This window comes from Sulfurimonas sp., assembly GCF_028713515.1.
GTDB lineage: Bacteria > Campylobacterota > Campylobacteria > Campylobacterales > Sulfurimonadaceae > Sulfurimonas.
In genome coordinates this window covers 333,809-359,916 of sequence record NZ_JAQTOD010000002.1, presented here as the reverse complement: position 1 = coordinate 359,916, position 26,108 = coordinate 333,809, and the positions used below count along the sequence as shown (strand labels likewise).

At 35.1% G+C, this 26,108-nt stretch carries 28 protein-coding genes; 24 read left to right on the top strand and 4 right to left on the bottom strand.

Annotation, left to right across the window (positions count from 1 at the left end; all coding sequences use genetic code 11):
* Position 1 precedes the first annotated feature (1 nt).
* Positions 2–661 carry an MqnA/MqnD/SBP family protein gene (locus PHV22_RS05985; protein WP_295021721.1) on the bottom strand — a complete coding sequence of 220 codons (660 nt, stop codon included), beginning with the start codon at positions 659–661 and terminating at the stop codon, positions 2–4.
* 145 nt (positions 662–806) lie between these two features.
* Between PHV22_RS05985 and PHV22_RS05980 the strand changes: the two genes are divergently transcribed.
* The 24 genes from PHV22_RS05980 (at position 807) to PHV22_RS05865 (ending at position 23,789) form a co-directional block, all read left to right on the top strand.
* A complete protein-coding gene (locus PHV22_RS05980; RefSeq protein WP_295021722.1) occupies positions 807–1,919 on the top strand; it encodes an alanine--glyoxylate aminotransferase family protein in 1,113 nt (370 codons plus the stop codon).
* Positions 1,920–2,768 carry an ATP phosphoribosyltransferase regulatory subunit gene (locus tag PHV22_RS05975; RefSeq protein WP_295021723.1) on the top strand — a complete coding sequence of 283 codons (849 nt, stop codon included), beginning with the start codon at positions 1,920–1,922 and terminating at the stop codon, positions 2,766–2,768.
* A 10-nt stretch (positions 2,769–2,778) separates the two neighbouring features.
* Complete coding sequence (locus PHV22_RS05970; RefSeq protein WP_295022339.1) at positions 2,779–4,032, top strand: adenylosuccinate synthase; 1,254 nt, start codon at positions 2,779–2,781, stop codon at positions 4,030–4,032.
* A 20-nt stretch (positions 4,033–4,052) separates the two neighbouring features.
* The gene (locus PHV22_RS05965) at positions 4,053–4,472 is read left to right on the top strand and encodes a flagellar export protein FliJ (protein WP_295021725.1); all 420 of its coding nucleotides are present in this window, start codon (positions 4,053–4,055) and stop codon (positions 4,470–4,472) included.
* Positions 4,472–4,996, top strand: a complete 525-nt coding sequence (locus PHV22_RS05960) for a PDP protein (protein WP_295021727.1) — start codon at positions 4,472–4,474, stop codon at positions 4,994–4,996. Before PHV22_RS05965 ends, PHV22_RS05960 begins: the two co-directional genes overlap by 1 nt.
* Before the next feature lie 149 nt (positions 4,997–5,145).
* Positions 5,146–5,697 carry a DUF507 family protein gene (locus tag PHV22_RS05955; protein ID WP_295021729.1) on the top strand — a complete coding sequence of 184 codons (552 nt, stop codon included), beginning with the start codon at positions 5,146–5,148 and terminating at the stop codon, positions 5,695–5,697.
* Between the two features lie 3 nt (positions 5,698–5,700).
* Positions 5,701–6,840 carry a glutamine-hydrolyzing carbamoyl-phosphate synthase small subunit gene (gene carA, locus PHV22_RS05950; RefSeq protein WP_295021731.1) on the top strand — a complete coding sequence of 380 codons (1,140 nt, stop codon included), beginning with the start codon at positions 5,701–5,703 and terminating at the stop codon, positions 6,838–6,840.
* Positions 6,841–7,237: 397 nt separating this feature from the next.
* Positions 7,238–8,731 (top strand): cytochrome-c oxidase, cbb3-type subunit I, encoded by a 1,494-nt coding sequence (gene ccoN / locus PHV22_RS05945; protein ID WP_295021732.1) that lies wholly within the window; start codon positions 7,238–7,240, stop codon positions 8,729–8,731.
* A 15-nt stretch (positions 8,732–8,746) separates the two neighbouring features.
* Complete coding sequence (gene ccoO, locus PHV22_RS05940) at positions 8,747–9,439, top strand: cytochrome-c oxidase, cbb3-type subunit II (protein WP_295021734.1); 693 nt, start codon at positions 8,747–8,749, stop codon at positions 9,437–9,439.
* A gap of 9 nt (positions 9,440–9,448) precedes the next feature.
* Positions 9,449–9,673 (top strand): cytochrome c oxidase, cbb3-type, CcoQ subunit, encoded by a 225-nt coding sequence (locus PHV22_RS05935; protein ID WP_295021735.1) that lies wholly within the window; start codon positions 9,449–9,451, stop codon positions 9,671–9,673.
* Positions 9,674–9,682: 9 nt separating this feature from the next.
* Entirely contained in the window at positions 9,683–10,609 is a 927-nt protein-coding gene (locus tag PHV22_RS05930; RefSeq protein ID WP_295021736.1) for a c-type cytochrome, read from the top strand.
* A gap of 10 nt (positions 10,610–10,619) precedes the next feature.
* Positions 10,620–10,841, top strand: a complete 222-nt coding sequence (locus tag PHV22_RS05925) for a DUF4006 family protein (RefSeq protein ID WP_295021738.1) — start codon at positions 10,620–10,622, stop codon at positions 10,839–10,841.
* 98 nt (positions 10,842–10,939) lie between these two features.
* Positions 10,940–11,644 carry a 3-dehydroquinate dehydratase gene (locus tag PHV22_RS05920; protein ID WP_295021739.1) on the top strand — a complete coding sequence of 235 codons (705 nt, stop codon included), beginning with the start codon at positions 10,940–10,942 and terminating at the stop codon, positions 11,642–11,644.
* Positions 11,631–12,137 (top strand): FixH family protein, encoded by a 507-nt coding sequence (locus tag PHV22_RS05915; RefSeq protein ID WP_295021740.1) that lies wholly within the window; start codon positions 11,631–11,633, stop codon positions 12,135–12,137. The genes PHV22_RS05920 and PHV22_RS05915 overlap by 14 nt, the downstream gene beginning before the upstream one ends.
* 45 nt (positions 12,138–12,182) lie before the next feature.
* Entirely contained in the window at positions 12,183–14,528 is a 2,346-nt protein-coding gene (locus tag PHV22_RS05910) for a PD-(D/E)XK nuclease family protein (RefSeq protein WP_295021741.1), read from the top strand.
* Positions 14,528–17,254, top strand: coding sequence for a RecB-like helicase (locus PHV22_RS05905; RefSeq protein WP_295021743.1), 2,727 nt, complete (start codon positions 14,528–14,530; stop codon positions 17,252–17,254). Before PHV22_RS05910 ends, PHV22_RS05905 begins: the two co-directional genes overlap by 1 nt.
* 124 nt (positions 17,255–17,378) lie before the next feature.
* On the top strand, positions 17,379–17,801 hold the full coding sequence (gene rplM, locus PHV22_RS05900) for a 50S ribosomal protein L13 (RefSeq protein ID WP_295021745.1): 423 nt from the start codon (positions 17,379–17,381) through the stop codon (positions 17,799–17,801).
* Positions 17,802–17,811: 10 nt separating this feature from the next.
* Positions 17,812–18,201 carry a 30S ribosomal protein S9 gene (gene rpsI / locus PHV22_RS05895; RefSeq protein WP_295021748.1) on the top strand — a complete coding sequence of 130 codons (390 nt, stop codon included), beginning with the start codon at positions 17,812–17,814 and terminating at the stop codon, positions 18,199–18,201.
* Positions 18,202–18,378: 177 nt separating this feature from the next.
* Complete coding sequence (locus PHV22_RS05890) at positions 18,379–19,875, top strand: peptide-binding protein (RefSeq protein ID WP_295021750.1); 1,497 nt, start codon at positions 18,379–18,381, stop codon at positions 19,873–19,875.
* Position 19,876: 1 nt separating this feature from the next.
* Positions 19,877–20,515: an HAD family hydrolase gene (locus PHV22_RS05885; protein ID WP_295021751.1), complete on the top strand. Its 639-nt coding sequence runs from the start codon at positions 19,877–19,879 to the stop codon at positions 20,513–20,515.
* A gap of 121 nt (positions 20,516–20,636) precedes the next feature.
* Positions 20,637–21,194 (top strand): pyruvate flavodoxin oxidoreductase subunit gamma, encoded by a 558-nt coding sequence (locus PHV22_RS05880; protein WP_295021752.1) that lies wholly within the window; start codon positions 20,637–20,639, stop codon positions 21,192–21,194.
* A 10-nt stretch (positions 21,195–21,204) separates the two neighbouring features.
* The gene (locus tag PHV22_RS05875; RefSeq protein WP_295021754.1) at positions 21,205–21,600 is read left to right on the top strand and encodes a 4Fe-4S dicluster-binding protein; all 396 of its coding nucleotides are present in this window, start codon (positions 21,205–21,207) and stop codon (positions 21,598–21,600) included.
* Positions 21,600–22,823 (top strand): 2-oxoacid:ferredoxin oxidoreductase subunit alpha, encoded by a 1,224-nt coding sequence (locus tag PHV22_RS05870; protein WP_295021756.1) that lies wholly within the window; start codon positions 21,600–21,602, stop codon positions 22,821–22,823. The genes PHV22_RS05875 and PHV22_RS05870 overlap by 1 nt, the downstream gene beginning before the upstream one ends.
* Before the next feature lie 9 nt (positions 22,824–22,832).
* Positions 22,833–23,789, top strand: coding sequence for a thiamine pyrophosphate-dependent enzyme (locus PHV22_RS05865; RefSeq protein WP_295021758.1), 957 nt, complete (start codon positions 22,833–22,835; stop codon positions 23,787–23,789).
* 178 nt (positions 23,790–23,967) lie between these two features.
* Here the strand turns inward: PHV22_RS05865 and PHV22_RS05860 are convergent, their stop codons facing one another.
* The 3 genes from PHV22_RS05860 to PHV22_RS05850 all read right to left on the bottom strand — a co-directional run bounded on the left by PHV22_RS05860 (position 23,968) and on the right by PHV22_RS05850 (position 26,042).
* The gene (locus PHV22_RS05860; RefSeq protein WP_295021759.1) at positions 23,968–24,342 is read right to left on the bottom strand and encodes a chemotaxis protein CheB; all 375 of its coding nucleotides are present in this window, start codon (positions 24,340–24,342) and stop codon (positions 23,968–23,970) included.
* Between the two features lie 172 nt (positions 24,343–24,514).
* Complete coding sequence (locus tag PHV22_RS05855; protein ID WP_295021760.1) at positions 24,515–25,267, bottom strand: RNA methyltransferase; 753 nt, start codon at positions 25,265–25,267, stop codon at positions 24,515–24,517.
* 49 nt (positions 25,268–25,316) lie between these two features.
* A complete protein-coding gene (locus PHV22_RS05850) occupies positions 25,317–26,042 on the bottom strand; it encodes a YaaA family protein (RefSeq protein WP_295021762.1) in 726 nt (241 codons plus the stop codon).
* Positions 26,043–26,108: the final 66 nt, after the last annotated feature.

Here is a 26,108-nt window from a genome sequence, read left to right as displayed (position 1 = left end):
ATTACCCTTTTTTAATCTTATTTGCCTCATTATAAAATTTCAAAAGCCCTCTTTTTGCTTTAAAATCTAGCTTATAAGATATATGCTCAAGGTATTTGACTATATCTTTGCCAGATATTTTTGTTCTGCTAGATGCCTCTTTTAGGATATACTGGGGGATTTTAACTTTTTGTTTTAAAAACTCTTTTTGGATTTTTTGGTATATTTTTTTATCTTTGTGAAAACATAGAAGGGCAAAAACAAATGGAAGATTATGCTTTTTTTGCCACTCTTTGGCGAGGTCAATATGAGGCTTGTTTTTAAGATAGTATCTAAGTGCTTTATCGCCTATAAGAACTTCCCCTTTTACTTTAAGCACTCTTGCTAAAACATTTGAAGTGGCTGAATCCCCATCTTTTATCTCATTCTCACAAGGGGCAACTAAAACGCTCAAAACCTCTTTTTTTGCGATAATGCCTAAATCAACATGTTGATGTTTTTTTGCAGTTATGCTTGAGATGAAGGCAGCATCAACTCTACGAGAGTGAAAATCTCTGTTTATTTTTGAAGGCACGCCTCTTTTGTAGTGCATACTCATGCTTGCCTGAGAACTTCTTGTAAATCGTTTCATAAAGATATGAAAAGGTAGAAGATTTAGATACTCTATTTTGCCAAAAACCACGAAAAAACCACCATAAAACAATAAAATTTTTTGAAAAATAATATCATTTTTTCCCTAAGAGGTCACTTCCATTTGCAAAAAGAGAGACTTTAAGTTATTTTGATATAATTGCGTCTTTAAAATTTAACCATTTAGGAACTCTTTTATGTTACTTTTTACTCCCGGACCAACTCCAGTACCTCAAAATGTTCGTAACGCCATGAGTGATGAAACCATGCATCATCGTACCCCAGAATTTGAAGCTATTTTTGAAAAAACAAGAAAATATCTATTTGATTTATTGCAGAGTGATGAAGTTGTTATGCTCGCATCGAGTGGAACAGGTGCTATGGAAGCGGCCGTTATCAACTTGTGCCATAACACACTTTTAAACATAAACTCTGGAAAATTCGGTGAGAGATTTGGAAAAATCGCAACCGCTCATGGACTTGGAAATATAGAGATTAAAAATGAGTGGAACACGCCAGCTGGTGTTGATGAAGTTATTACGGCACTGAAAAATAATCCTAGCATTGATGCAATTGCCATCCAGATAAGCGAATCAGCAGGTGGACTTCGTCATCCTGTAGAAGAGATAGCAGAAGCGGCAAAGGCACTAAATCCAGATATTATGATTATAGCAGATGGTATAACTGCTGTTGGTGTTGAGAAGATTGATATAACCAACATTGACTGCTTAATTGCAGGAAGTCAAAAAGCTCTTATGCTTCCTCCAGGATTGGCGATTTTAGGGCTAAGCGCTCCAGCAATTGATAAGATTGGAAGCGGAAAAGGCTACTATTTTAATCTAGCAACAGAGATAAAATCACAAAGAAAAAATACAACTGCATGGACAGCTGCTACAACTTTGATCATCGGACTTTTGGAGATTTTAGAGACTATTGAGCGAGATGGCGGGATGGAGAAGCTTTATGAAGATACAGCATTAAGAGCAAACGCAGTAAGCTTGGCACTTAAGGCGCTTGATTTACACATCTACCCAAAAACTCCAGCCCTATCAATGACAACGGTTGATGATGAAAATGCTTCACAAATCAGAAAAATACTTAAAAATGATTTTGGAGTAAATGTTGCAGGTGGACAAGACCATCTTGATGGAAAGATTTTCCGTATAAATCAGATGGGACTTATTGCTCCGTATGAGATCTCGTGGGTTGTAAACTCTATAGAATTAGCACTTGATAAGCTGGGTCGCAGAAAGTACGATGGCGCAGCAAACAGAGTTTTCAATGACTCTTACTTCAAAGTGGCTAAGTAGATGATTTTAGAACATGAGATTCCAGAGGGTTCAAAACTCTATTTCGGCAAAAGCGCTAAGATAAAAAGAGAGATAGAAAATCTTGCTAGCTCAATTTTGTATGATAGTGGTTTTGAAGAGATTGTAACTCCTGTTTTTTCATATCATCAGCATAAAAGTATCGCAGATGAGAGAGAACTTATACGAGTAAATGATGAGAAAAACAACTCAATATCTTTAAGAGCAGACTCGACAATAGATGTTGTTCGCATTATAGAAAAGAGACTGGGACGAAATACGGAACACAAAAAATGGTTCTATATCCAGAGTGTTTTTCGCTATCCAACTGATGAGCAAAATCAGATTGGTGCCGAGTTTATGGACGAGAGAAAACTCTCGTCGGTTTTAAATATAGCGATAGAGATTTTTGACAAATTAGAAGTCTATCCGTTGGTTCAAATCTCAAATGTTAAGATTCCTAAAATTATAACTTCACTTTTTGAAGAGTTAAGCATTGAGGATTTTCAGCATGTAAATATAGAGAAATTTTTATCTTTAAAAGTTGAGTGGTTAGAAAAACTTGTCTATCTTCAACATGTTGAGCAGATTAATGAGCTTCTCATGATTGCTCCTGAGGCTATAAAAGTTGAACTTCTCAAGATGAAAGAATTAAGCTCTGAGATTGGCTCTAAAAAAAGCGTTTTAGCACCAATGTACTATGCAGACATGCTCTATTATGACGAGCTATTTTTTAGAGTTATAGATAAAAATCAGGTTTATGCGCAGGGCGGAAGATATAAAAATTCAGAGCTTAGTTCTGTGGGTTTTGCGATTTATACAGATATATTGATAGAGACAAAAGCAAAGTAAAAAAAGGGAAATAATGAAGGCAGATTTAATAGTAGGCATCCAGTGGGGCGATGAGGGGAAAGGTAAGATAGTTGATATGCTTGCTCAAAAGTATGATATGGTTTGCAGAAGTCAAGGTGGACACAATGCAGGACATACTATCTGGGTTGATGGCACAAGATACGCACTTCATCTTGTTCCATCAGGTGTATTAAATCCAAAAGCCATAAACATCATTGGAAATGGCGTTGTTTTATCTCCCTCTTCAATCATAAAAGAGATGGAGCAGTTCGAGAACCTTGAGGGTAGACTTTTTATCTCAGATAAAGCGCATCTGAACTTATCTTACCACTCTATGATAGACCAAGCTCGCGAAAAACTAAAAGGCGACAAAGCTATTGGCACAACTGGAAAGGGAATCGGACCAGCGTACTCTGACAAGATAAACCGCATCGGAGTTAGAGTTGGCGAACTGTTAAATCCAAAAAAACTTTGTGATTCTATCTTAGAGTATTTTGAGCAAAACAGAGCAATTTTTGATGTTTTTGAGATAAAAACTCCAGAAAAAGAGGCTTTGTTGGTTGAGCTAGAGGGCTATAAAAACAAGCTTGCTCCATTTATAACAAACACAACAAATATGGTCTGGAAAGCGTTAGATGAAGAGAACAAAAAAGTTCTACTAGAAGGCGCGCAAGGGACAATGCTTGATATTGACCACGGAACATACCCGTTTGTGACATCAAGCTCTACAGTTAGTGCGGGTGCATGTACTGGTCTTGGTATAAATCCAAAAGATATAGGAAAAGTTACGGGAATCGTAAAAGCTTACTGTACTCGTGTTGGAAATGGACCTTTTCCTAGCGAGGATTTAGGTGAAGATGGTGAAGAGATTCGTAAAAAAGGTCATGAGTTTGGAACTACAACGGGAAGAGCTAGAAGATGCGGTTGGTTTGATGCCGTTGCTTGTAGATATGCAAGTCGCTTAAATGGTTGTGATGAACTAGCGCTTATGAAACTTGATGTTTTGGATGGCTTTAAAGAGATAAAAGTTTGTGTTGCCTATGAAGTTGACGGCAAAGAGATAGATTATCTACCAGAAAACTTAGATGATGTAAAACCTGTATATAAAACATTTAAGGGTTGGGATAAGTCTGTTGGCGTTAGGAGATTTGAGGATTTACCACTTGAGGCAAGAGAGTACATTAAGCACCTTGAAGAGATTACAAAAACGAAAGTTGGTATAATTTCTACTTCCCCAGAGAGAGCAGATACAATAGTGCTTTAAATTTTTAAAAGGATAGCTTTTTGAAAACTCGCTTTACTTCATTGGTTAAACTCAAAAAAAGTAGTATGCAAAAGAGCGAGCAGGCTATGCAACAAGCAAATACAAATCTAAACAGTGCTACTTCGGCACTTAAGGCGTCATATAAATCTCTTGATGAGATACAAACCCCACAAAGCGGAAAAATAGGCGATATCTTGGCTTCAAGAGTACTTTTTGGTTCACAAAGAGAGACGATTTTACATAACAAAAATTGGCTAGAGTTTGCAAAAGAGCAGATGTATAAAGCAAAAGAGAGACTAAAGCTTGATATGATTGAGTATGAAAAATTTAACTATCTTGAACTTGAGGAGATAAAAAAAGAGCTCACAAGAAGAAAAATAGCTGAAGCAAAAGATTTAGATGAGGTTGCACTCATGACATATAAAGGCGGAAACAGATAGTGAAATTACTATTATTAACAATTTTTATCATGGGCACAATGAGCTCGCTTTGGGCAAAAGACAAACTGTTTGAGTGTACTGAAATTTTTAAAGCCAGAAAGAGTGAACTTCTTGTAGAGCTTGAGAGATTGGATGAGCAGAAGCAAGCAATAAGCTCACTAAAGAGCGCAACAGAAGATCTACTTAGAAAAAAAGAGACAAAAATATCTCAAGAAGATGAAGTTGTATCAAGAAAATTAGCAGAGGTAAAATCAAGAGAAGAGTCAACAAGAAGTATGCTAAAGAGAAACGAAGAGATTTTAAAAGAGATTAAGAGTAAAAAAATGAACAATATCACTCAGACATTCTCAAAAATGAAAGAAGCATCAGCCGCTAGAGTTCTTGAAAATATGGAGCCACAGGACGCAGCAGAGATAATGGCGCTACTTAATCCTAAAGCAGTTGGAAAAATTTTAACTAAAATGGATCCGAAAAAAGCTTCTAGTCTTACGCTGATATTATCAAGAATACCTCAAAATAACTAATACGCAGAAGAATTTAGAGTAATTTTTACTATAAAAGCATTCTGTTCTAATCATAAACTAACCTTAGTTATTGTAAAATCACAAAATTTATTTTAGTACTAAGCCAAACTAACAACAGTTAGTGTAACTTAGTATAATCAAGGTCAATAATGAAAATATCACCAAAAACTATACCTCATATATCAAACAAAATTGCAATTGACTTAAATAAAAGTGGTGTTGTTACAATGACAAAAGGTCTTGAGCCAGTGGCGTATGAAGCAGAAAAAGTCTTAACCGCAAATATAATCCAAGAGATGGCATTAGAAGAGAAAGTAAACCAAATTTGTGATGAAAATGAAGAGGCGATAGAGTTTAATCTTGTTGATGAGAGACAACTGTTCTTTATGATCAAGAAAAAACTTGCTCCAGAGTTTGGCATTATATTGAACTACGAAGAGCGATATTCAGATTTGTCTCATAAAATATTAGATGAGCTTTATGAAGAGGATTTGATTCACTTTGATGTAACAGAAAATCGCATAAAAAATATTATCTATAACTCAATAACATCATTTATAAAAGAAGCTTCGGAGCTAGATGGCTTTATTATGGACAAAATCAAAACATACAAAAAAAGATATGTTCCTGGAACGGATGAGTTCGAAATTTTATATGAAAAACTATATAAAGAAGAGTTAACAAAAAGAGGATTGGAGTAAAGGATGAGTTTAGCTACAACAAAAGCATGGATATATCTTGAAAATGGAACTTTTTTAGAGGCGAAGAGCTTTGGTGCAGATAGTACTGTTGTTGGAGAGATAGTTTTTAACACTTCAATGAGCGGATATCAAGAAGTTATGTCTGATCCATCTTATGCCGGTCAATTTGTAACTTTTACAGCTCCAGAGATAGGAAATGTTGGTGTAAACTCTCAAGATATGGAGAGTAGATCTGCTCATGCTAAGGGAATGCTTGTTAGAAAATATCAAGACAGATACTCTAATTTTAGAGCAGAAGGCTCGCTTAGTAATTTTCTAAAAGAGCAAAATATCATGGGAATATGTGATATTGACACAAGATTTTTAACTAAGATAATAAGAAAAGAGGGAGCTATGATGATGATAGCTTCAACTAAGATTAGTGATAAAAATGAGCTAAAGAAGATTTTAGAGAACTCACCTAGAATAGAAGATGTAAACTATATAGAAGAAGTTAGTACGAAAGTCGCATATAAGCATACTCAATCAACATATAGTGATCGTGAATTTGCTTACGAGAGTGCGCCAACACCAGAAGCAAATGTTGTAGTGCTTGATTTTGGAGTAAAAGCTAATATCTTAAATGAGCTCGTTAGTGCAAAGATGGGTGTTGAGGTTGTTCCAAATAGTTTTAGTGCAGATGCTTTGATAGAGAGGTATAATAAAAAAGAGATAGATGGAGTATTTTTATCAAACGGACCTGGTGACCCATTGGTGTTAAAAAAAGAGCAAGAGCAGATAAAAAAATTGATAGCTGCTAAAATTCCTATGTTTGGTATATGTTTAGGGCACCAACTTCTTTCTATCTCTCATGGATATGATACATATAAGCTGAAGTTTGGTCATCACGGCGGAAACCATCCTGTTAAAAATGTTAAAACTGGATTAGTTGAGATTACTGCTCAAAATCATAACTACAATGTTCCTCAAAATATTATCGAGGTTGCAGAAGTCACACATGTGAACCTCTTTGATAACACAATAGAAGGATTAAAATATAATAATTCTCCAATATTCTCGGTTCAACACCATCCAGAAGCTAGTCCTGGACCAAAAGAGAGTAGATATATCTTCAATGAGTTTTTATCTTTAATAAAAAGATAAAAACCACCACCTTTTTAACTATCTATTAATCTTATCCTTTCAAAGTTTACTTTACCTAGAGCATCAATAAATCACAAATATAGTATTTAACATAAAGCAAAAAATTGTTAATTTATTGTTAATAAAATTAACAAACCCATATATTTTCTTAATTTTGTCATAAAAATGTCATTAATTAAGAATCGTTAAATATTTATACTGTTAATATATTATTGTTGATTGGTTTATAGAGTTCTTTTGTAGCCCCACGTTTCATTTCCACAAGGCTTAGATGGTGCTATTTCAAAACTTTAGCATTTTTGCATATTGGCTTATAGTGGTAGTTGCATAGCTTGAGTTTATGAAAGAAATCTACTAAATTAAACAAAATCGTTTTAAATTTTTAAGGAGTCTATATATGGTTAATCGTCCATTAGAGTACGACTATACAGTTGCAAAGATGTTTATGCTTACAACTGTTGTTTTAGGTATTGTCGGTATGCTCATTGGTGTAATCCTAGCATTTGAGTTAGCTTTTCCTGGAATTAATTTAATCCTAGGCGATAAATTAGCAGAATACACGAATTTCAGCCGTCTTCGTCCGCTTCATACTGACGCAGTTATATTTGGTTTTACGCTGAGTGGTGTTTTTGCTACTTGGTATTATGTCGGTCAAAGGGTGCTAAAAGTATCAATGGCTGAATCAAAATTATTAATGTCTGTAGGTAAATTACACTTCTGGCTCTATATAGTAGTTGTTGCAGCAGCAGTTTTTTCACTCTTTGCTGGTGTTACAACTTCAAAAGAGTATGCTGAATTTGAGTGGCCAATTGACATTGGTGTCGTTGTTGTTTGGGTGCTATTTGGAGTAAGTATGTTTGGTCTTATCGGTATTCGCCGTGAGAAATCATTATACATCTCTGTTTGGTACTATATAGCTACATTCTTGGGTATAGCGATGCTTTATCTCTTTAATAATATGGAAATTCCGACAATGTTAGCAACATCTCCAGCTGGAGAGACGGGTATAGGTAGTTGGTATCATTCGGTTTCTATGTATTCAGGTACAAATGATGCACTGGTTCAGTGGTGGTATGGGCATAATGCAGTTGCATTTGGTTTTACTGTTCCTATTGTTGCTATGATTTACTACTTTTTACCAAAAGAGTCAGGTCAAGCAATCTACTCATATAAACTCTCACTTTTATCTTTCTGGGGTCTAATGTTTGTTTATTTATGGGCTGGTGGGCACCACTTGCTCTATTCAACTGTTCCTGATTGGATGCAGACAATGGCTTCCGTGTTTTCTGTTATATTGATTTTGCCATCTTGGGGTTCAGCTATAAATATGCTTCTTACAATGAAAGGTCAATGGCAACAAGTTGCTGCATCTCCACTAATTAAGTTTATGGTGCTTGCTTCAACTTTCTACATGTTCTCTACATTAGAGGGCCCTATTCAGGCTATTAAGTCAGTTAATGCAATAGCACACTTTACGGATTGGATTGTTGGACATGTTCATGATGGTGTTCTTGGATGGGTTGGCTTTATGATTATGTCTGCGCTATTTCATATGGCTCCTAGAGTTTTCAAGAGAGAGTTATACTCTAAATCATTAATGGCTACACAGTTCTGGATACAGACTTTGGGTGTTATTCTCTACTTTACATCTATGTGGATTTCAGGAATTACTCAAGGTATGATGTGGCGTGCACATGATGAGTTTGGGAATTTAGCTTATTCGTTTATTGATACTGTAACCGTTTTACATCCATACTATGTTATTCGTGGTGTTGGTGGTCTATTATACTTGATAGGTTTTTTAATGTTTGCTTATAATATTTACAAAACAATGTCTTCTCGCCCTGTTGAAGAGAGAGAACTTCAAAATGCTACGCCTATGGGCGCTTAATAGAAAGGATAAAATATGTTTCATTGGTTAGAAAAACATCCGTTCTTTTTTGCGGTAGGTGTGTTTTTGGTAATTGCGTTTGCTGGTCTGATAGAGATTCTTCCGAACTTTGCTCAAGCTTCTCGTCCTGTGATTGGTACTGCTCCATACTCTACTTTAGAGTTGACAGGTCGTCATATTTATATTAAAAATAGTTGTAATGCTTGTCATTCACAATTAGTTCGCCCATTTAAATCAGAGACTGATCGTTATGGTCACTACTCTTTAAGTGGTGAGTATGCATATGACCGCCCATTCCTGTGGGGTTCAAAAAGAACTGGTCCAGATTTGATGCGCGTTGGTAACTATAGAACTACTGACTGGCATGAAAATCACATGAAGGAGCCATCGGCTGTTGTTCCTAGCTCTATAATGCCTGCATATCGCTGGTTATTTACAAACAAAAGTGATATAGAGACTGCCTATGCTGAGCAACTAACAGTAGCAAAAAACTTTGGTGTTCCTTATAACAAGCCAGTTTCTATGAAAGATGGTTCTAGTAAGACTGTTAAAATGGGTGCGAGTGTTGCAGAGGCAAAGTCAATTGCTTTAGAAGAAGCAAAAGTAATTGCAGCTGATATGAGAGACCAAGATGTTAAAGATGCTGTTGCAAATGGTCAAATCCCTGAGATAGTAGCCCTTATAGCATACTTAAATAGTCTAAAGTAGAGGTCGAAAGTGGATATTGCTCAACTTCAAGCTTACGGGTATTTTGTACTGATAACGCTACTTGTTCTAGTGCTTTATGGATATATATATCATCTATATAGCAAAAGGAAAGATGCTGACGGGGTTGATTATGAGAGTTATAGCAATATGGCACTAAAAGATGATATAGAAGATGCTCTAGTATCTGCTATACCTGACGAAAATGTACCTCTTGAGGGTACAAAGAAAAAATAGGAGAGATATATGAATAAGCTTTATCTTGGGGGAGTCATTTTTGCAGCGTTTATGTTACTTTTTACATATCTGTCTGTTTCGAGTTCACATGGCGGTTTTAATGGCGATATAGTCAATATGCTTGCAGTTACAGGCGCTATTGCTCTTGTTATGATTTCAGCATTTGTTGTAATTAAGTATGTTCGTCAAATGCAAACAGACAAAGCAAGCGGTGACCTTGCAGATGAGAATTGGGATGGCATAGGCGAGTTTAAAAACAGTTTACCTACTGGTTGGGCTGTTATGTTTTTACTTACGATGACTTGGGGTATGTGGTATCTTACTGTTGGTTATCCAGTAAATTCATATTCACAAATTGGTGAGTACAACGAAGATACAAAAGTTCATAATGAGAAATTTGAAGCACAGTATAAAGATATAACTGGCAAAAAATTAGTTGATATGGGCGAGTCGGTATTTATTGCTGAGTGTAAAGTATGCCATGGTCTAAAAGCCGATGGAATTGGTGGTAGAGCAGCTGACTTAAACCATAGAATCGCAGCAGCTTCTGTTAAGCATGTTCTTCAAAATGGCTCAAATAACCAGCTCCTTGGTATGGAGATGCCGATGCCTGATCGTAATGGCTTGATTAACGCTACTACTAGTATGCCAATCACAGATGCAGAAATAGAAGCTCTTGCTACATATGTTTCAAAAGGATTAACTGGCACTGTGGGTGCTGATGTGTTCGCTGCAACTTGTGTTATGTGTCATGGTGCTGATGGCAAAGGCGTAGATAGTATGGGGCCAAACCTTAAAGAGTTTAATACTACGCTTGTAACAAATATCCTTAGTCATGGTAAAAAAGGTAGCATTGGTACAATGCCTAAGTTTGATAGACTTAATGCTAAACAAAAAGAAGCTGTTAGTGCATATATCACTAGCTTAAGTAAATAAGGAGTTAGATATGAATGAAAATAGAAGTATATTTGCTCTTGATGGTATAACTGGTATGTTGATTGCAACACTTTTACTACTCACTATCTTGACTGTACTTACGGTTTGGAATATGGGTGTGCAAAAAACAAATGCTACAAATTACTATGATGTCAAAGATGAGCAATCAATTAAAATGTTTAGCAAAGATAATGGTAGTCATATAGTAGACGCGCCACAAGGAGCTAAATAATGGAAAAGATAATTACATGGGGATTGATTCTTATGGCAATTTATACGATTTATGCAGTTGTAACGCCAAATCACTTATTTGTCGGCTAGGGAATCCAATTGAATTTTTTAAGGGGGCTTTTCGCCCTCACCCTCACACTATTTCTGCACTCAACACTTCAAGCAGAATATTTATATAAAGATGAGCTAATTTTTAATCCAGATTTTAATGCCAGCATTGACAAAATAGGTTCAGAACTACACCAAAAAACAGGAATCTCATTAAAACTTGTAATGCTTAAAGAGCTACCAAAAGGCACAAATATAGTTGATTATGAAAAAGAGTCTATCAAAAGCTTCAATGAGCCAACTATTTTACTTCTGTTTAGTGAGTTAGACTCTAAGGTAGATATCCTTGCAAGCAGTGATTCTTTATATCAATATTTTGACAAAAAACAGGTTTTAAGTCCAGTTGCTTCACCACTTCAGGCTTTTATTGTTGCGCTGTTTTACAGTAGTGGATTATCATCATTTAAAGAGATTGTAACAAATTATGGTGGAACAATCATCCCTCTTCTTGCTCAAAAATCAAAGCCAGAAGAAGTCTTAGGTAAATACTCTGGTGCCATGTTCAATGGTTATGCAGATATTGCAGAGCAGATAGCAAAAAATAAAAATATAGTTTTAGATAGTGCTGTTGGTGATGCAAATAAAAACAGTATATTTGTTATAAAAGTTATATTTTATGGTTTTGTATTTTATGCAATTTTTATGTATATCAAAAGACAGCTTTACAGAAGAAGGCAAAAAAATGAATCTAAGTAGCGGTAAAATATGGCCATATGCAATCAGCGCTTCAATTGCGCTAATAGTTTGCGCTGGTATTGCAACAGTAGTCATAGCAGTTGAAGCACCAGTTGAAAAGAGTGACATCTATATGATGGATTATCATGAAGCTGACGACAAAGCAAATGAAATCATAGAAGACACCATCACTTTTAACAAAAAATATAGAGTAGAGTATATTAGCGATGGGCTGAAAAAAGATTCGGCGGTTATAAAATATAGAGTGGTTGATATGGATTCAAATCCAGTTAATAACGCAAAATTTAAAGTAATTATAACAAGGCCGACAACAACTAAGCAAGACCATAAGATGGCAGAGCCAACAGTTGAAAATGGAGTTTATACTTTTAAACCAATTTCACTTGAAGAAGCCGGAAGATGGGATATCATGGCAAAAATAAATATAGATGGCATACAAAAATTTTATAACTTAAAAGCAGATACTAGAAATAGTGAAGTGGTGGAGTACTAAAAATACTCTACTTGGCTTTTAAGCAACTCTACACTAAACTCCCATATGAATAAAACCATAGTAGTACTTCCATCGGCTCGTGCAATCAGACATAAACAACTAGAAATAAGCGGTAAAACAATTTTTTTACCAGACTTTATTATGATGGGCGACTTTATATCTAGGCTCTGCGTAGTCGAAGGATTTAGGGCACTTGATAGTGATAGCAGAGTTTTACTGCTTCTTGAGGCCTCCGATTTTAAAGCCTTCTCAAACCTTCAAATAGAGCGAAATTTTTTTACATTTACCAAAAACTCATCATATATCTTTAACTTTTTTGAAGAGCTAAGTGCTGAACTTTATGATATAAAAAAGCTAATCACAACCGATATTTACGGTGAGTACGAAGAGCATATAGCCATACTTATAGAGCTTTACAAAAGATACAAGCAGTTATGTGAAGATAAAAAACTGCTCGATAAAATATTTCTACCATCTTTATATAAATTTAACCAAGAGTATATAAAACAGCATAAAGAGATTGAACTGCATCTAGATGGACATCTAACAAATTTTGAGTTTGAACTGCTTGAGAAGTGTTGCGAATTTAGCTCGGTTACTATTATCTTTTCTGCTACAAAATTTAACAAAAAAATGCAGAGTAAATTTTTGGAATTAGGCATAGAACTAGAACCATATTTTGAATATAAAATTTCTCTAAATGAAAAAAAAGTCCTAAGTTTTAAAAAGATTATAAAAAACAGAAATGTTGTTTGCGAATCATTTAGTGAGCCAATTTTGCAAATAGCTTATATTCAAAAAAAAGTGCAGGAGTTTGTCCAAAAGGGATATTTACCAGAAAACATAGCTGTTATTGTGCCAGATGAGAAAATTATAGAGCTAATAGAGAGTTTTGATCAAAAATCAAATTTTAATTTTGCAATGGGCGAGCAATTTAGCAGAACTAAAATTTATGAAAAAATAAGTGCAACAACCAAGTTTATAGAGCAAAAATCTAAAGAAAATGAAGCAAGATTAAGAAGAGTCGGTGATGAGTTTTACACAGAACTTCAAAGCATCTATTATGAGAGTTGTAGAAAAATTGATATTTTAGAATTTTTGAAAAGATATAAAGAGAGCTTTGCGGATAAGGTAAGTATGGCAATAGTTGAAGAGGAGCTTTTTAGATTTAAAAATATCTTACCATATATGAAAGATATGAACATTAAGTCAGTTTTATCACTCTTTTTGCAGAGGCTCTCAGGTAGAACGCTAGATGATGTAAGAGGTGGAAAAATAACGGTAATGGGAGTTTTAGAGACTCGTTTAGTTTTGTTTGACGCTGTTGTTATAGTTGATTTTAGCGATTCAAATGTTCCAAAAAGAAGCGATAGGGATATGTTTTTAAATACAGCCCTAAGAGAGAGAGCATCTCTGCCAACTATGAGCGATAGAGAAAACCTCCAAAAACATTACTATGAGATGCTCATAAACAGAAGCAAAGAAGTAGCCATATCTTTTGTAAAATCCACACAAAGTAGCGGCTCTAGATTTTTAAAACAGCTAGGAATCAAAGAGCAAAGCTCAAAAAATGAGAGTGAGTATGCGAAGATGCTTTTTTCGCAAAAAGAACCACTTGTTTATGAAGAGCAAGATATTGTGATGGAGTATAGTTTCAAAGATAAAAAACTCTCAGCCACCAAGCTAAAAACTTATCTAACATGCAAAAGAAAATTTTACTACAAATATGTGAAGCAGGTAGCCTCGCACAACATACCAAAAGATATGCCGCAAGAGTATGAGATTGGCTTAAGTGTTCATGATGCACTAAAGAGACTCTATCTTCAAAAGAGTAGCTATGAGAGCGCTGATGAACTAAAGCGAGACCTTTACAGGGAGCTTGACGCTGTTTGTGGCGAGAGTGAACTTGAGTCGTATCAGATAGCACTACAAAAAAGAGTGTTGGAGAGTTTTTGTGAGGCAGAGATAAGAAGATTTGCCGAAGGTTGGCAAGTGGAGTTTTGCGAAAAAAGAGTGGAGTGTGACTTCATGGGCATCACACTGGAAGGACAAATCGATAGAATAGATACAAGAGGCAATGAGATATTTGTATTAGATTACAAAACTGGCTCGTATCCGCTCTACAATGAAAAAAACTTCACAGAAGCAACTGATTTTCAGCTGGAATTTTACTACCTTTTAGCCAACGGATTTGGTGATGTTACAGGATGCGGATACTACGACCTAAAAGAGTCAAAGATTGTAAATGAAGTTTTTTTGAGAGAGAAACTTGAACTATTAAAGTCTCATGTGAGTGATTTGTTAAACATTGAAGATGTCAATTTTAGCAAGTGTGAAGATGTGAAAAATTGTATTTTTTGTGAATACGCCATAATGTGTAGGCGAAAGTGATGTTTATAAAAAACCTAGCTTATGAGGCAAGCGCTGGAAGTGGGAAGACTTTTATGCTTGTTGTTCGTTATTTGAGTCTGCTGTTTCAGGGCGCTTCCGCTTCTAAAATCTTGGCGCTGACTTTTACAAACAAAGCTGCTTTTGAGATGCAGGAGAGGATTGTAGCCACGCTGGAGGAGCTGCAAAATAGAAGTGAACTTGATGAGATAGTAAAAGTTACTGGGCTTTCAAGAGAGTATCTGCTAGAGAATCAACATAGAATTTTAGAAGAGTTTTTAAACTCACATACGAAAATTTTAACGATAGATAGTTTCTTTGCATCGATACTTAGAAAATTTTCTCTCTATGCATCTCTGATGCCAGATTTCTCAACTTCAAGCTCTCAGCATGAGCTAAAACTTCTCTCTCGTTTTTTAAAAGAGGTTAGTGCAGCTGGAAAAAAAGAGACCCTAATCTCTTTGTGGCTTGAGTCAAAAAAACGACTTAATGATATTTTTGAGTTATTGGATGAGCTTTATGATAAATTTGGAGAGCTTGGAGATATTGAGTTTAAAAAAGTGGAGTATTGGCACTTTGAGCAAGAGGCTTTGGTGTATGCAAACAAGCTAAAAGAGGTTGTAGAAGCTTGCGAAAGTGCATCAGCAACGGCTTTAAATGGTGTAGCGTTTAAGAGTTTTGGTGATTTATGCAGTAAAGCTTGGCTTGAGAGAGATACTCTAAACTACTCTACATTTAAAAAATGTTTTACTCCGCAAATGGATGAGTATCTTTTTAAAATTCAAGAAAATATAACAAATCATTATCGTGCCAGAGAGCAAAATTTCTTTTTTGCGATAGTGGAGTTGCTTAACATATATATCAAATCCAAAAAAGCCCTATACATGGACGATAGCGAGCTTAGTTTTAGTGATGTTACACATCTTGTTTACCATATTTTAAATCTAATTGACGATAGTGAATTTTTATATTTTAGGTTGGATTCGCAGATAGAACACCTGCTTTTGGATGAGTTTCAAGACACGAGCATTTTGCAGTACAAAATCATAAAGCCTCTTATTGGTGAGATAACATCAGGCGATGGGATTTTTGAAAACGGGAGTTTCTTTTTTGTTGGGGATGTAAAGCAGTCAATATACCGATTTAGAGGCGGAGTCAGTGCGCTTTTTGCAACCGTAAAAGAGGAAAATGGCACTCATTTAGAGAAGTTGCTAACGAACTATCGCTCGCAAAAAGAGATAGTTGAGTTTGTAAATTCTATTTTTGAAAACAAGATAGAAAATTATTCTGCTCAACTGGTAAAAGATGAAAAGAGTGGCGGTTTTGTTGAAGTCATAGAGAGCGATGAGCTTCTTAAGGAGATGTTAGAGAGAGTAGAAAAACTCTTAGAAGCTGGGGCAGATGTAAATGACATAGCTATATTGTGTGCCACAAACGGCGATGGCGAGGCAATAAAAGAGATTTTAAATGCAAATAAAATAGAGACCATAACTGAAACAACAACAAAACTCATTAACCAAAAAAGCATCAAAGCTCTTTTAGAGTATTTAAAATATCAATATTTTAGTGAAAATATCTACGCATACAATTTTTTTGCTCTAATATTGCAAGAGACTAGACCAATAAAGAAAGTTGATTTTAACGAACAAAAAATCTTAGATATAGTAAAAAATGCAATTGAGGAGTATGGGCTTTTCTCTGATGATTTTAATCTTATTAGATTTTTAAGTGTAATATCTAAATATAGTGACATTGAAGCGCTGTTGTTTGAGTATGAAAGACTTGATGTTAGTGCCTTTGCATCAGAGTTGAATGGTGTGAGAATTCTAACAGTTCATAAATCAAAAGGGCTAGAGTTCGAGCATGTGATAGTAGTGGATAGGCTAGGCAAACCACCGTTGGCAAAAAATTCGATTATTTATGAGTACGATGGAGTAATTCTTAAAAACTTATACTTAAGGATTAAAGGACGAGAAGCAATAGATGAAGCATACGCAAATGCTATTGCTAAAGAGAGAAAACTTGTTGCAGAGGATAATTTAAATGCCATGTATGTTGCATTTACAAGAGCTAAAGAGAGCCTCTTTGTTATCTCGAAATCAAAAAATTCTATGTTTGAGGCACTTGAGTTAAAAGTTGGAAAAAGCGGAGTGTTTAGTTGCAAGAAAAAGCCAGACTTACATAATAATGACGATTTAATTAACTCATTTGAGTATAAAAATATCTACTATGGAACACAGAGTGATATTTTGGCGGTTGAGAAAGAGAAAGAAGAAGATTTAAAGTCAATAAACTTTGGGTTGGCGATGCACTATATGTTAGAGATGCTCGGTGATTTTAAAGAGCAAAATATACAAAACGCTAAAGATATGATGATAAACAAATATGGATTTATGCTAGAAGATAGCGAGGTGAACGAGATAACAAAGAGAGTGAAAAAGCTTTTAAAAAATAGTGAGTTTTGCAATCTAGTTAGGGGAGAGTGTTTTAGAGAAAAGGCACTTAGATACAAAAAAAGCCTTCGTTATATTGACCTTTTGGTAAAGAACAGTAGTTCACTTTTTGAGAGCTGGAGTGTAATTGACTATAAAAGTTCCATGCTTTTTGCAGATGAACATCTAAAACAAGTGGCATATTATGTAGATGCCATTAAAGAGATTACAAGTGCTGAGGTAAGTGGCTATGTCTGCTATCTGTTGCAAGACGAGATAAAAATAGTAAAAGTTTAAACCTTAAAATAACCATAATTTAAGCGTCTTATAAGTTAGTTCGGTTATACTTCCACCACAAAACAAGAGAATCGTTTCGCTTTTGCTAAGCGCTTCTTTAGAAAATCAAATGAAAGGTTCAAGAATGAAATTTACACAAATTGCAACTCCTGAACAAATCGATCAAAAATGGGTTTTGATTGATGCTGAAGATAAAACTTTTGGTCGTATTATTACAGAAGTAGCAACTATACTTCGTGGTAAAAACAAACCATGTTTTACTCCAAATATCGACTGCGGTGACTTTGTTGTTATCGTTAATGCTTCTAAAGCAAAGTTCAATGGTCTTGGAAAGATTGCTGGTAAAGAGTATTTTTCTCACTCAGGTTACTTCGGTAGCACAAAAAGTGTTAAAATGACTGAATTATTAGAAAAAAATCCAGAAAAATTATACAAATTAGCAACTCGCGGCATGCTTCCAAAAACTAAGCTTGGCGCTAAAATGCTTAAAAAATTAAAAATATATGCAGCTGCTGAGCATCCTCACTCTGCACAATTTGCTAAGTAAGGATTGACATATGGCAAAAATATACGCAACAGGTCGTCGTAAAGCTTCAATAGCAAAAGTATGGTTAACTCCAGGTACAGGTACAATCACAATCAACAATCTTTCATTAGATGCTTGGTTAGGCGGATTAGAGGCTAAAAAACTTCGTGTTAAGCAACCTCTTGCTTTAACAAAACAAGATACATCAGTTGATATCGTTGCTAACACTACAGGTGGTGGTTTCGGTGGTCAAGCTGATGCTCTTCGTCATGGTATTTCTCGTGCTTTAGTAAGATTTAACCCAGAGTTAAAAGCTATACTAAAACCAGAAGGTATGATGACTCGTGACTCTCGTACAGTTGAGAGAAAGAAACCAGGCAAGCGTAAAGCTCGTCGTTCTCGCCAGTTCTCAAAACGATAATTTTTTATAAAATTATCGTTTCTTTAGAAGCTATTGGCTTCTTTGGAAAATTCTCCTTTTTAAATCTTTTCAATCAATTTAAAAAATTAATTTCGTTAAATCATCAAAACAATTCTTTCTCTAAAATCCATAAAATCTAACAACTACTTAGATATAATTCTTCAAAAAAGAGTAACTTTGCGCTATATTTTGTTCCTGCTTTTATCTATAAATCTTTTTTCTTCAACGCTTCATCTGGTGACATCATCAAATCCATCAAGACTTAATCCAATTTTAGCAACAGATTCTAGTTCATCTGAGATAACAGGCTTTTTATTTAATGGACTTGTTAAGTATGATAAAAATTTATCAAAAATCATCGGTGATTTGGCCGAGAGATTCTACTTTGAAGACAACAAAACCCTTGTCTTTAAACTTCGTGAAAATGTAAAATGGCATGATGGTAAAAAGTTCAGCGCAAAAGATGTCGTATTTACATACAAGACGCTAATATCGCCAAATATAAGTTCACCATACAGCACGGAATTTAGGTTTGTAGAGAGCGTTGAGGCTAGTGGAGATTACATTATAAAAGTGAAATATAAAAAGCCATACTTTAAGGCTTTGGAGACTTGGATGATGGGGATTTTACCAGAACATATTCTAAGAGATGAAAAAAATTTAATGAGCTCATCTTTTAACAAAAATCCCATAGGAACGGGAGCTTACAAACTTCAGCAGCTTGAACACTCTAAAAATATAGTCTTGAGCGCATTTGATGATTATTTTGAAGGTCGTGCCAAAATTGATTCAATATCTTTTCATGTTGTTCCAGACACAATGACGCGTTTTTTGATGTTAAAATCATCTGTTGTTGATGTCGGCAGCATTGAGCCTATGCAGTTTGAAAGGCAGCTAGATACCGAGTTTTTTAAGAAATTTGATGTTCATGAGGAGATTTCACACTCATATACATATTTAGGTTTTAATCTAAAATCCGAGAAGTTTAAAAATCCAAAGGTAAGAGAAGCCATATCTTTGGCAATTAACAGAGACGAGATAGTCTCTATCCTCTTTTTTAATCATGCTAAAGTTTGTACAGGACCGTTTCTTCCAGGAACAAAAGCTTTCAATAAAGATGTAAAAGCTCCAAAACAAAATATAAAAAGAGCGAAAGAGCTTTTAAGAGAGGCAGGTTATGATGAGAAAAATCCGTTTACATTTGAGATAGCTACATCAAATTCAAACTCAATTCGTCCATATGCCGCTCAGATTTTACAGCATCAACTTAAAAATGCTGGGGTGATTGTAAATCTGAGGGTTATGGAGTGGCAAGCTTTTTTGAATACAATTGTAATGCCTCACAAGTTTGATACAGTTTTGCTTGGATGGGGACTTTCGCCAACACCAGACCCATACATGTTCTGGCATACAGATAGTGATACAAAAGGTGGGTTTAACCTTGTCGGATACAAAAATGAAAAAATAAATAAGATGATTGAAGAGTCTCAAAGTGTTATTGACGAACAAAAACTAGCTTCTATGTGGAGAGCAATGTTTAAGATTATAGTCGAAGACAATCCATATCTTTTTTTATATATTCCAGACTCTTTAACAGTTGTAAGCAAAGAGATAAAAAATATTGAACCATCACCAAGTGGGATTTGGCATAATTATATAAAATGGGAGAAATAAAGTGATTATACTTTTTGATTTAGATGGAACTCTTATAGACTCCACGGAAGCTATTTTGGAGAGCTTTAAGCACTCCTTTGATATACATGATATTCCACACTCCAAAGATGATGAGATAAAGGCATTGATTGGCTATCCTTTGGATATTATGTATGCAAATTTGGGTGTTAAAGATGAGAAAATAGTTGATTTGATTGCAACATATAAAGCACACTATCGTGAAATTTCAAGAGAAAAAACTGAACTTTTATCGAATGCAAGAGAGGCTATAGAGATTGCTAGCAGATTTGCTACACTTGGAATTGTCACAACCAAAACAGGAGAGTACTCGAAGATTTTAATGGAACACTTTGATTTGATGAGATATTTTGATGTTCTTATAGGTAGGGAGGATGTTCAAAATCCCAAACCAGATGCCGAGCCAATCTTAAAAGCACTGCAAAATTTAGATGTAAAAAATAGAGAAATTTGGATGATTGGTGATACAAAACTAGATATGATTTCAGCAGAAAATGCAAAAGTTAATTCAATAGGAGTATTGAGTGGCTATGACACTTTTGAGACGCTAAAAGAGTTTACTAGACACATATTTGATAACGCATTGGAGGCGGTTATCTATCTAGAAAATAGGAAAAAATAACACACTTTTTTCACTTATTTAAAAATACTCGAATATCAAGCTACTTTTAAGAGCGACTTGTCTAGAATAAGCGCTTAAAAACAATAGATATTCTTATATAAGATAAAAAAAAGGGGGAGTTATGCTGGAAATTAGATGGCATAGTCGTGCTGGACAAGGTGCTGTTACTGGTGCTAAAGGTTTGGCAGATGTTATTTCTACAACTGGTAAGCATGTACAAGCATTCGCATTTTATGGCTCTGCTAAACGCGGAGCTGCGATGACGGCTTACAATCGTGTGGATGATAAAGTGGTTATGAACCATGAAAAATATATGGAGCCAGATTTTGTATTTGTTATAGATCCAGCACTTGTTTTTACAAGTGATGTAACTATAAATGGTAAAGCTACAACAAAGTATATAATTACAACTCACTTAACAAAAGAAGAACTAGCTAAAGCTCAGCCAAAACTCGATGGCAAAGAGGTTTATACTGTTGATTGTATTAAAATCTCCAGAGAGACTATTGGCAAACCTATTCCAAACACTCCAATGCTTGGTGCATTCATGAAAATTTCTGGTATGTATGATATAGAGTTTTTTAAAGAGAGTATGAAAAGAGTTCTTGGTAAATTGCCTCAAAAGATTATTGATGCAAATATGAGTGCGATTCAACGCGCTTATGATGAAGTGAAATAGGGGGTTTGTGATGGCAAAAAAAGGCTGGGATGAATTTGAAATCGGGGCAATGCTTCGGACTTTTAACGGAGAGATAGAAAATATTGCAGGAACGAGACAAGAAGATCGCTCTTACACGGAAAACAGCTCTTATACTGCTAGTGTTGCCGATTGGAGATTGATTAAACCAATATTCAATAAAGACTATTGTATAGATTGTCAATTTTGTTGGATATATTGTCCAGATGTTTCAATTATTTCAAGAGATAAAAAATTAATTGGTATAGATATGGATCACTGCAAGGGATGCGGAATATGTGTTGAAGTATGCCCAACGAATCCAAAGTCACTTTTAATGTTCCCAGAACAAGCAGATGAAGAGGTTGAGATTGCTTCTTGGCCTAAAAAAGATGAGAAGGAAGCATAATGGCATTTAACAAAATGAATTTAAAAGATATTGAAGTATGGGATGGAAATCATGCTGCCGCGCAAGCTTTAAGACAAGCTCAAGTTGATGTTGTTGCAGCATATCCGATTACTCCATCAACCCCGATAGTTGAGGGTTATGCTAAGTTTAAAGCAAACAACTATGTTGAGGGTGAGTTCGTTATGGTTGAATCTGAGCATGCTGCAATGAGTGGCTGTATTGGTGCTGCTGCCGCTGGCGGACGCGTTGCTACTGCAACATCTTCTCAGGGTTTTGCCCTTATGGTTGAAACACTTTATCAAGCATCAGGTATGCGTTTACCAGTTGTTCTAAATGTAGTAAACCGTGCATTGGCTGCTCCACTCAATGTAAATGGTGATCACTCGGATATGTATCTTGGTCGTGATAGTGGTTGGATTCAAGTAGATGCTTACTCCCCACAAGAGGCGTATGACTTAAATCTTATGGCATTTAGAATTTCTGAAGATCATGATATTAGACTTCCTGTTATGGTTCATCAAGATGGCTTTATGACATCTCATACTGCACAAGGTGTTCATACTCTAAGTGATGATGCGGCTTACAATTTTGTTGGTGAATATAAGCCGATGAACGATATGTTGGATTTTGAGCATCCAGTAACTCACGGCGTTCAAACAGAAGAAGATTGGCACTTTGAACATAAAGCTCGTCAACATAATGATTTGATGCTAAAAGCTCCTCCAAAAATTGAAGAAGTTTTTACAGCATTTGAAAAATTAACTGGACGAAAATACAATCAAGTGGAATCTTATGATATGGAAGATGCAGAAGTTTGTGTTTTTTGTATGGGAACTTCAGTTGAGACAGCAAGAGAGGTAGCTAGTGAAATGAGAGAAAAGGGCATTAAAGCTGGGGTTGTTGGACTCCGCGTTGTTCGTCCATTCCCTTTTGTGCAAGTAGCAGAAGCACTTAAAAACACTAAAGCTGTTGCCATTCTTGATAGATCATCTCCAAATGGAGCAGCAGGAGCTATGTTTAATGAAGTCGCCGGTGCACTTTATAACACAGGCATAAGAACACTGCTTTCTGGTTATATCTATGGTTTAGGTGGACGCGACTTAACAAAAGCACATCTAGTAGCACTTTTCAATGAGCTTCAAGCAAATGTGAATGCAGGTAAAATTACTACTCAATTACAACAGTTTATCGGTGTTCGCGGACCGAAACTATCATATTTATAGGAAGTTATAATGAGTGAAATTAAACAAATTAAAAACTTAAAAGATTTTTCGACATCTGCCGACCGTTTTGAGGGTGCAAATCTCTTGTGCCCTGGTTGTGCCCATTCAATCATTGTTAGAGAGGTGTTAAACGCTACTAATAATGATTTAGTTTTAGCCGCTTCAACTGGATGTTTAGAGGTTTGTACAGCAGTATATCCATATACTTCGTGGGATGCTTCATGGATTCATATTGGTTTTGAAAATAGCTCTACTGCAATAGCAGGAGCAGAGACTATGTATAAGGCACTTAAAACAAAGGGTCGTCTAAAACAACCAGATAGAAACCCTAAATTCGTTGCTTTTGGCGGAGATGGTGCATCTTATGATATCGGTTTTCAGTGGATCTCTGGCTGTATGGAGAGAAATCACGATATGATGTATGTTGTTTTAGATAATGAAGTTTATGCAAATACTGGGGGACAGCGTTCAAGTTCAACTCCTATTGGCTCATCTGCTACAACATCGCCTGCTGGTTCCATCTCGTATGGCGAGAAACAAAATAAAAAAGATATGATGGGAATTATGGCTGCTCATCATATTCCATACGCAGCGCAAGTTGCTCCAAACAAGTGGAAAGACATGGTTAAAAAGATTCAAAGAGGTTTTGCAACTGAGGGCGCTGTTTTTATAAATGCAGTATCTCCATGTACAACTGAGTGGAAATTTGATCCTAAAGATACTATGATGATTACAGACTTGGCAACTGATTCATTAGTTTTTCCTCTTTATGAAGTAATAGATGGTAGAGAGTTTAACATAACTTACAGACCTAAGAATGTTGTTCCAGTTGAAGAGTATTTAGCTGCTCAGGGTCGTTTTAAACATCTATTTAAAGATGAATATAAGTACCTTATTAAAGAGTGGCAAGAGAGAGTAGATGCACAATGGGCATATCTACAACGCCGTGAAGAAGCAAAAGTTTAAACTTTTTTCCTTGATAATCTTATTGCTTTTTTTGGAAGAGCAATAAGTTAAAATTGACTTCAGGCTCAAATATTTTTACAAAAAATCTGCATGATTAAAATAAATCTCTTTCTTTTATAGCCAAAACCAACTCTATAAACAAAATTCCTTTACATTATATATAATATCACTCATGCTTTTATTTCTGTGTCTCTAATGCGTTCTCGTGAATGAAAGGGCATGTTATCAACACTTTGCTTTCTGTTATAGTTCTAGCACCATTTAGATTAAGCTCACAGCAGCCATCAACACCATCATCGCCGATGCCAGTTAGGGTAAGAGCTAAAATTTTAAAATTCTTTGTATATGGAATAAGAGATTTGAAAATAGTGTTTATATTGGGGTTGTAGCTATTTAATAATGAGGAAGGTTTGCAGATAAAATATAGATATAAATCTCTTTTCTCAACTCTGGTATCTACATCACAAAAAAATATATGCCAACTTTTAATAATTTCATTATCACTGGCAATCGATAGGCTATTTTTGTTGAGTTCTTGAAGTCGTTTTTGCAAAACTTAGTAGAAATTCTACTGCCATATGTTGAGCAATAATAATAGTGCTATTTTTAAGAAGAGGCAGAGCTGAGATAATTTTTTGTATCTGACCTGGTCCACCAAGAGGCACCAATTAGAATAATCTTATCTAACACATATGTGCTTTTTAGTTATATTCACGCGATTTTATCTATTGCTTAATAAAAGCAATGATTGACGCAGTAACAGCAACATTCAGAGATTCAACGCCTCTTTGCATTGGAATAGAGATAGAATCATTACAGAGTTTTTCAACCTCTTTACTTACCCCATCGCTCTCATTGCCTAAAACAAAAATAGTTTTTGATTCAAGAACTAAATCATAAATGTTGTGTTTAGCATGAGAAGAGAGTAGGTAAATCTTGCTATCGGTTAAATCTTTTAAGATTTCATCGAGTGTATTGCAATAAAATATTGGAAGCTTAAACAGTGTTCCAGCACTTGCTTTTATAACAAGTGGAGAGATTTTTGCGCTATTTTTTTTAGGAAGTATGACTCCATCAATGTTTCCAGCGGCGCATGAGCGGACAATCATTCCAAGATTTTGCGGATTTTGGATGCCATCAAGAGCAAGAAGTCTAAAACTTTTAAGATTTTTTATCTCGTTTGCATTTTGGTAAGAGTTTGCAATAATGTCAATCGCTACGCCTTGGTCTTGTTTAGCGTTTTTACTTATGCGACTCAGTGCACTTTTATCATGATACACTATTTCAGTACCTCTTTTTTTAGCAAGTTTTAAGATAGTATCAACTGCACCATCTATCTTGTTGCTGCTTGCAAGATGAACTTTTTCAATCTCAATAGTGTTATCTTGTAAAACTTCTATAGCAACATTTCTTCCATAAAGAGTGATGACTTTTTCAAAGTGAGCTTTTTTATTTTTATACTCTTGTGAATCCTGCAAAGTAAGCCTTTTGTTTGTGTGAATGGAATTTTATACAAAATCTAATTAATTATCTTATATCATACACTATCTCTGTGATATTTGTTTTTTTAACAATCTCTTTAATCGCAAGATTTTCTATCTCTAGCCTCATAAAGTCAGCTGTTGAGGTTATATTATTTTGTGCAATAGCTCTTAAAACTAAGCCTCTGTAAGCTTTTGCCCAGTGACTTACAACCTTACTATCTTTTAAAAATTTAAGAGTTATGCACGGTTTTTTGATTTTGTAAAACTTATCATAATAGCCTGCGCGAAGATCCAAAATATCACAATTTGCAAGGTATAAATCCAGTTGGTAGGAAAATCTATCGCTATAAAATTTCTCTGGAGCAATTTCTCCGATACTGCTTCCCTGCTTTACTTTATAGTTCGCAATTAGGTCGCCACCTAAAATCGGACCATATAGATTTGAGAAAATCACAGTGTTTGCTTTTACAAACTCTTTTTGACTATCTTCTAAAGAATTAAAATCAAGATATTTATAAGCAACACCACAGTATCTCTCAATAGCACACATCTGTTTTGAGTTAAATATATCACTTATATATGGTGCAGCATCACTAATTTTTTTTAAACCAAAAAGATTTTTTATTTTCTCTTCATTGCCACTACAAACTATTTCGTTATAACTCTTTAGTATCTCTTCTCTGGCACTGTTTGAACCAAAAATCTCTTTTTTGTCATATTTGCCTTCAGCTCTTTTGTTTTCGGATGGAGAAAATAGTATTTTAAGCATATCGTAGGGAGCCTTTTTTGTAAAATTTTATCAGGTTTAATGATATAATAATTTATATTTTATACA

Coding starts and splice junctions, on each gene's coding strand:
- PHV22_RS05905 (WP_295021743.1), top strand. CDS start 14,528: ATGTTTATAAAAAACCTAGCTTATGAGGCAAGCGCTGGAAGTGGGAAG.
- PHV22_RS05880 (WP_295021752.1), top strand. CDS start 20,637: ATGCTGGAAATTAGATGGCATAGTCGTGCTGGACAAGGTGCTGTTACT.
- PHV22_RS05975 (WP_295021723.1), top strand. CDS start 1,920: ATGATTTTAGAACATGAGATTCCAGAGGGTTCAAAACTCTATTTCGGC.
- PHV22_RS05980 (WP_295021722.1), top strand. CDS start 807: ATGTTACTTTTTACTCCCGGACCAACTCCAGTACCTCAAAATGTTCGT.
- PHV22_RS05910 (WP_295021741.1), top strand. CDS start 12,183: ATGAATAAAACCATAGTAGTACTTCCATCGGCTCGTGCAATCAGACAT.
- PHV22_RS05875 (WP_295021754.1), top strand. CDS start 21,205: ATGGCAAAAAAAGGCTGGGATGAATTTGAAATCGGGGCAATGCTTCGG.
- PHV22_RS05925 (WP_295021738.1), top strand. CDS start 10,620: ATGAATGAAAATAGAAGTATATTTGCTCTTGATGGTATAACTGGTATG.
- rpsI (WP_295021748.1), top strand. CDS start 17,812: ATGGCAAAAATATACGCAACAGGTCGTCGTAAAGCTTCAATAGCAAAA.
- PHV22_RS05850 (WP_295021762.1), bottom strand. CDS start 26,042: ATGCTTAAAATACTATTTTCTCCATCCGAAAACAAAAGAGCTGAAGGC.
- ccoO (WP_295021734.1), top strand. CDS start 8,747: ATGTTTCATTGGTTAGAAAAACATCCGTTCTTTTTTGCGGTAGGTGTG.
- PHV22_RS05915 (WP_295021740.1), top strand. CDS start 11,631: ATGAATCTAAGTAGCGGTAAAATATGGCCATATGCAATCAGCGCTTCA.
- carA (WP_295021731.1), top strand. CDS start 5,701: ATGAGTTTAGCTACAACAAAAGCATGGATATATCTTGAAAATGGAACT.
- PHV22_RS05955 (WP_295021729.1), top strand. CDS start 5,146: ATGAAAATATCACCAAAAACTATACCTCATATATCAAACAAAATTGCA.
- rplM (WP_295021745.1), top strand. CDS start 17,379: ATGAAATTTACACAAATTGCAACTCCTGAACAAATCGATCAAAAATGG.
- PHV22_RS05930 (WP_295021736.1), top strand. CDS start 9,683: ATGAATAAGCTTTATCTTGGGGGAGTCATTTTTGCAGCGTTTATGTTA.
- PHV22_RS05870 (WP_295021756.1), top strand. CDS start 21,600: ATGGCATTTAACAAAATGAATTTAAAAGATATTGAAGTATGGGATGGA.
- PHV22_RS05865 (WP_295021758.1), top strand. CDS start 22,833: ATGAGTGAAATTAAACAAATTAAAAACTTAAAAGATTTTTCGACATCT.
- ccoN (WP_295021732.1), top strand. CDS start 7,238: ATGGTTAATCGTCCATTAGAGTACGACTATACAGTTGCAAAGATGTTT.